Raw genomic sequence first — 4,536 nt, 5'->3', positions numbered from 1 at the left:
TCGAAATTGGACATGTTCATCTCCCAGGGTCAATCGCCAGTGGAAAAATTTCTGTCTCGCAATTCTAAGCATCTATAAAAAACAATAAAAAGATGACAAAAAACATTACGACAAATTGACATATGTTAATACTTTGAACCTTTTGGCGTAATGATTGTATCCTAATCTAAAAAATGTCACCTATGAAAAAGAACTCGATTCTAACAGGTATGCTGATGGTGATGATCACCATCGCCGGCGTGGCGCAGGAAAACGTCGAGAAGGAAAAGTTTTATTTCTCCAGGACCATCACAGCTACGGTGGATGAAGCCACCCAGCAGGTGAAAGCTTCGCTTAAGGACGAGGGTTTCGGCATCGTCACAGAGATTGATATGCATAAAACCCTGGAAGAAAAGCTGGGTAAAACCATGAATACCTATCGCATTCTGGGAGCGTGTAATGCCGGATTTGCCTGGCAAACCCTTCAAAAAGAAGAGAATATTGGGGTTTTCCTCCCCTGTAAGGTACTGGTCAAAGATATTGGTGGTGGGAAGACAGAAATTGTTGCCGTTAACCCCTCACAACTGATGAAAATGCTGGATAACCCTGAACTGGAAGGGATTGCCGATGAAGTTGCTTCAAGATTCAAAACTGCGCTTGAGAAGCTCTGAAAAGTCGGCAAAGAAAGACACTTAGCTCATTTGAAAACAGCTCTTAAAGCTCCTCTGCAAGGAGCCTAAGAGCTGTTTTTGGTAAAATTCCTTATAAAACCACACTTAACAGGGTTAATTTCACGCAGGAGCAGGGGACTGCTCCTTTCCGGCCGGAAATCTCTCCGGGGCTCAACGGTCCGTGACCGCCGGGCGCCCGGAAAGATACCCAAAAACCCTAAGGCATTACCACATCATTTGCCTCGGCATTGTTAGTGAAGGTATTGTTGGCTGCAGCGGAAGTGGCATCGTTGATGGTTCCGCCTTCCCAATAAATGGCATATCCTCCGCTATTGGATATGACAGAATTGGTTACCGAAACATAGGGTGAATCATCATCATCGCCGCCCAGGGCGGTAAAATAATTGGGACCGGCAAAATTCATCTCGGATCCGCCGGCATAATCCATGGTCACGTAATTCAGGCTATTGCGGGCGTCGGATGAAGCAATCCATACTCCTTCCCAGCGTATCTGGCCCGCTTCGTTGGAGGAGGTCAAGGTTATTCCATCGGTAGCTGTACCATCGGCCACGAAATAACCTGTGTCCTGTATCTTAAGCTTCCGGTCTTCATCAAAGGCCAGATGAGCCCCCGGGTCCAGGGTTAGCCCGGCATCGGTGTATACATCACCGGTAATCCGATAACGGGCATCACCGCTAAGATTCATCCAAGTAGCCTCTTCCGTGAGGGTACTGCCATAGATGTGTATGCCGTCCCATCCATTATTGCTAAAGGTAGTAGCTTCATCGATCATACCGGCCTGGTTGGCCATCAAAGCTATGGGCACGGCATTCTCCTCAAAGCTGTTGGAGCTGAAACTGACGAAACCACCTGTTTTTACGTAAATTCCATAAGCCTTGCTGTTGCTGATAGTTGTCTGCGCCAGGCCAATTTGTCCATCTTCTATACCTACGGCTCCGGCATAATCATATCCGCTGAAATTCCACTCACTATTGCCGGCAAAGGAAATCTCCACATTGGAGAGTTGATTATTTAAATCGTTGCTGTTCACATAAATGCCTTTCCAGTAAATGCCGGAAGAAGCTCTTTTGCTGGTGAATACAATGCGCTCCTGTTCGGCAGCATCGGCTTCCAGCACACCATTGCTATAGACCCTGAGAGCAATATCCTCTTCAAAATCAAAGGAGGCACCAGGTTCGATGATCAGATGGGATTGCAAATTCACATGTCCGCTGACCGTATACCGGGCATCACCGGCCAGATCGGGCCAGGTGGTTTGCATGGAAGCTTCCAGGGTGGAGGAATAAATTTGTACGGCTGAAGAGGGATCAGAAAATGAGGTGCCTCCATCCAATTTACCTGCCTGTTCCGCATTGATGCGGATGCCATACTGGGTATTGTCAATAAAGGCATTTTCTGTGAACCCGTCTAATTCACCGCTATGTAAAAACAGGCCATAACCACCGCTCTGTTCAACTGTTGTATTGAGCAGACTAAGCTTTCCTCCTTCAATACCAATGGCTGTGGTAAAATCCTGACCGGAAAATCCGATTTCTGAGTTGCCGGCATGAAGGATATGGGTATGCTCCAGCTTATTCAACGAACTGGAGGAATTCACTCTCATTCCTTTCCAGAGCAAACCTGCCGCTGCATCGGAGCTCTCAAAGATAACCGGAGAAGCAGCAGTACCCTCAGAGATAAAGGTGCCTGGATCATTCACATAAAAACCCCTATCCTCATCAACATGAACGAGCACGTTTGGCTCAATCTGCAGCTGGGCATTCAGATATACATGCCCGGTAATGTGATAATCAGGAATATCCGGATCCGAAATATGGTCTTTCCATACCATATCTTCAGTAATCTCCCCGCTTACTTCGATGGAAGTAGGTGAAGCAGTTGAGACACTTACAGTTACCTGATCAGAATCCTCCTGGCCCCCATTGGTGATAACCAACTCAATGTTATAGTCCCCTTGAATATCGGGTGTAAAAGAAGGTGTCGCCGTAGTGGCATCCTCCAGCTGGGCATTGCTTTCCGATGGTATACTCGAGAATTCCCAGAAATAGGTAAAAGTACCTTCAGATGAAGAGGAGTTGCTTCCATCAAGCTGAACAAGTGCTCCAACCTCAGCGGAAAAATCTATCCCCGCATCCGCTTCCAGGGTAATCTGATCTTCTTCATTCGTCTCATCGATCAACTCTTCGCAGGCTGACAAGGTTAGCAGGAACATCCCTGCTAATACAGCCAGAAATTGAATCTTTTTAAACATAACTGTTGCATTTTAGGTTAACAATCGAATACGGAGCCCTGCTTTTATAAAAGGGCCCTTATCACTTAACACGTAAAAAACCAAAAGGTGGGTCAGATTTTTTAATCTTTGTATGGCTTTGTTTTCTCAGCTATTTATGTTAAATTGTAGTTGGATCGCATTTATCTATCGTTCTGGAAGCGCATAGAGAATTAAAAACGGCTCGTTATGGAAAAGAAGTACAGAAGAACACCTGATATCTACATCCTCGTATTGATCGTAGGTTTGATCGTAGTAATCGACAGCTTTCGTATAGAAAATTTTGTCTGGCTGTATGACGGGATTAAATTCCTGATTGCCCTGCTGGTAGCTCTTTACGGATTATGGGGTATGTTGGTTCCTTATGCTGCCCTTACCGGAAATAAACTTCGGATCAATGCCACCATATTCAGAACAAAGGAATTCGAACTGGAAAAGAACACGACTGTGAACTTCGACGAAAGGCTGGATACTATTGAGATCAGGGACACCCAAAAAAGTCATGTGGTAAGTACCCGGAACATCAAAAAAAGTGACCGGGGTCAGTTCAAAACCGATTTGCAGGAACAAAAGCAAGAGGAATAACCGGATGTTGCCAATCGACTCTATTTATACCGAAGGGCATGGGCCGGGTTGTTCCTTGAAGCCTTAAAGGTTTGATAAAAAACAATGGTAAAACTGAGCGACAACACCAGCAGTGTGCCTGCGATCAGGGTGGCCCATCCGTGTGCCATCCGGTTTCAAGAATACCTGCAAAGGGATGAAAAAATCTCCCTTTATTGGAATTACTCGTGGTTGTTGGAGTTTTCTGCCATCTCCCGATACTCGCCGCGCTCCTCAAGCACACCCTGATACATGGCGGCAAATGCGGCATGAACCCACATCATCGAAATGAGCACGCCGACGAACATCACCATCAAACCGGCGATATATATCAATATGGATAGCAAACCCAGACCAAAAATGCGCCAGCCATAACCTTTGGTCAATCGCCAGCTATCCTCCACGGCCTTTACCGGATCCAGGTTTTTATCCATCACCAGGTACGGAACAAAGGCAAAGCGACAGGCCAGGATGATGCCCGGAACGATGAACAGGAATATCCCGATGCCAATGAGGGCTCCGGAAAGCAAACCGGCCAGCACCACATTCATATAATTGGTGAATCCTTTAAACATCTCATTGACTTCAAACCCTCATAGAAGTTTCAGCTTTGATTTGTTTTGAAATTCCTGGAAAAAGGATGGACAATTTCCCTACGATTTGTTAATTTAGGAACTTGTGGATAAATGTATTGCCGTTTGAACGAAGATCCATATGAATTCCAGAATATCTAAATCCATACGATGAGCATTAAATGGGGTATCATAGGCACCGGTTTTATTGCCGGCAAGTTTGCCGAGGATTATCGATATGTAAATGAAGGCCAGATCATGGGAGTGGCTTCCCGTTCCAGGGACCGGGCCGCGGCGTTTGCCGGGAGATATGAAATTCCAAGGTCTTACGATGGTTATGATCAGCTTCTAAAAGACCCTGACATCGATGTGGTATACATAGCCACCCCCCACTCCGAGCATTACCGCAACACCCTGAGTG

General features: G+C 46.0%; 5 protein-coding genes. 3 read left to right on the top strand and 2 right to left on the bottom strand.

The genetic code is table 11. From position 1 onward, the window contains the following. Positions 1-182: 182 nt before the first annotated feature. Positions 183-650, top strand: coding sequence for a DUF302 domain-containing protein (locus tag KGY70_17395; protein ID MBS3776977.1), 468 nt, complete (start codon positions 183-185; stop codon positions 648-650). Between the two features lie 217 nt (positions 651-867). Here the strand turns inward: KGY70_17395 and KGY70_17390 are convergent, their stop codons facing one another. After that, positions 868-2,922 (bottom strand): right-handed parallel beta-helix repeat-containing protein, encoded by a 2,055-nt coding sequence (locus KGY70_17390; GenBank protein MBS3776976.1) that lies wholly within the window; start codon positions 2,920-2,922, stop codon positions 868-870. Between the two features lie 207 nt (positions 2,923-3,129). On the opposite strand from KGY70_17390, the gene KGY70_17385 reads away from it, so the two are divergent. Beyond that, positions 3,130-3,525 (top strand): hypothetical protein, encoded by a 396-nt coding sequence (locus KGY70_17385; protein MBS3776975.1) that lies wholly within the window; start codon positions 3,130-3,132, stop codon positions 3,523-3,525. A 200-nt stretch (positions 3,526-3,725) separates the two neighbouring features. On the opposite strand, the gene KGY70_17380 is transcribed toward KGY70_17385, so the two are convergent. Then, positions 3,726-4,118 carry a glycerophosphoryl diester phosphodiesterase membrane domain-containing protein gene (locus tag KGY70_17380; protein MBS3776974.1) on the bottom strand — a complete coding sequence of 131 codons (393 nt, stop codon included), beginning with the start codon at positions 4,116-4,118 and terminating at the stop codon, positions 3,726-3,728. A gap of 168 nt (positions 4,119-4,286) precedes the next feature. Between KGY70_17380 and KGY70_17375 the strand changes: the two genes are divergently transcribed. After that, a partial coding sequence (locus KGY70_17375) for a Gfo/Idh/MocA family oxidoreductase (GenBank protein ID MBS3776973.1) occupies positions 4,287-4,536 on the top strand: 250 nt, incomplete at its 3' end.

It is taken from the genome of Bacteroidales bacterium (assembly GCA_018334875.1).
In the GTDB taxonomy this organism is placed as follows: Bacteria; Bacteroidota; Bacteroidia; order Bacteroidales; family UBA12077; genus JAGXLC01.
Note: the sequence above shows the minus strand (reverse complement) of the source record. Positions and strands in the feature narration are given on the sequence as shown.

Bases quoted from the DNA above. Each gene is read 5' to 3' on its own strand.
- KGY70_17390 (MBS3776976.1), bottom strand. From the start codon at position 2,922: ATGTTTAAAAAGATTCAATTTCTGGCTGTATTAGCAGGGATGTTCCTG.
- KGY70_17395 (MBS3776977.1), top strand. From the start codon at position 183: ATGAAAAAGAACTCGATTCTAACAGGTATGCTGATGGTGATGATCACC.
- KGY70_17385 (MBS3776975.1), top strand. From the start codon at position 3,130: ATGGAAAAGAAGTACAGAAGAACACCTGATATCTACATCCTCGTATTG.
- KGY70_17380 (MBS3776974.1), bottom strand. From the start codon at position 4,118: ATGTTTAAAGGATTCACCAATTATATGAATGTGGTGCTGGCCGGTTTG.